We start from the raw sequence: 1206 nt of genomic DNA on the forward strand, positions 1-1206 counted from the left end.
GAAATTTCTGCTAAAAGTTAATTAGATATAGTTATAAAACTGCATTGGCTTTTCAGATCCTTTTCTTGTGGATCAGCCTTGTTTTAATAAAGGAAATCTCATGACAATAAGAACATTGCTTTTAGGCTCGGTGCTTGCTTGCGGTACGTTTGCTGCGAGTGTTGATGCGAAAGTATCGCAAGCTGAGGCCGATAAACTGGGCAAGTCCCTTACGCCGTTTGGCTCTATAATGGAAGGCAATGAAGCGGGTACGATACCTGCTTGGAATGGTGGTCTAAAGACGCCGCCGGCTGGATATGAAGGGGCAGGGCACCATCATGTAGATCCTTTTCCCGATGACAAAATTAAATTCAGCATTGATAAAAGCAACTATCCAGGCTTTGAGAAATATATGACTCCAGGGCAATACGCCTTGATGGAAGCTTATCCAAATAGCTTTTCAATGGATGTTTACCCAACTCGACGCACACATGCTATGCCGGATTGGGTAAATCAAAATACGAAAGAAAATGCGACGACCGCTACCTTGTCAAAGGGCGGTGTGGGAATTAATGACGCATACGGTGGCATCCCATTTCCAATACTTCATGGCAGCAATCAAGACAAAGCTTTGCAAGCGATCTGGAACCATTTAACACGTTGGCGCGGTATTTTTCTTGAAGGTCGCTACACAGAGGTTGCCGTTCAAAGAGATGGCCGATTCACGCCTATAACCAAGCAACAAGAGGTTTTCTTTAACTTCCATAACCCAGAGGGAAGCTTTAAAGAAATGGATAACATCTTGTTCTATTTCTTAACCTTTAACAAAGCGCCTGCGCGACTTGCTGGTGGTGCTTTGCTTGTTCACGAAACATTAGACCAGTCTGAAGATGCACGCCAAGCATGGGATTACAATGCTGGACAGCGCCGTGTGCGTCGTGCTCCAAACTTAGCTTACGATTCTCCGATTGCTTCATCGGATAATACTCGTACCGCTGACGACACAGATATGTATAATGGCGCGCCTGATCGCTATGATTGGGAATATAAAGGCGTTCAGGAAATCTTTATTCCGTACAATAACTATAAGATTGGGCGTGAGGGTGTTAAATACGATGACTTAGTTATGCCTGGGCACTTGAACCCAGAGTATGTGCGCTGGGAATTACACCGAGTGCATGTCGTAGAAGCAAACCTCAAAAAAGGAGCTCGCCACATATACAAGAA

General features: G+C 44.5%; 1 protein-coding gene. It reads left to right on the forward strand.

Going from position 1 to position 1206, the window contains the following annotated elements; all coding sequences use genetic code 11:
* Window positions 1-100: 100 nt before the first annotated feature.
* Window positions 101-1206 (forward strand): DUF1329 domain-containing protein (locus tag A3738_RS09540; protein WP_068763569.1); only part of this gene is annotated, 1106 nt, incomplete at its 3' end.

The organism is Oleiphilus sp. HI0066 (assembly GCF_001635725.1).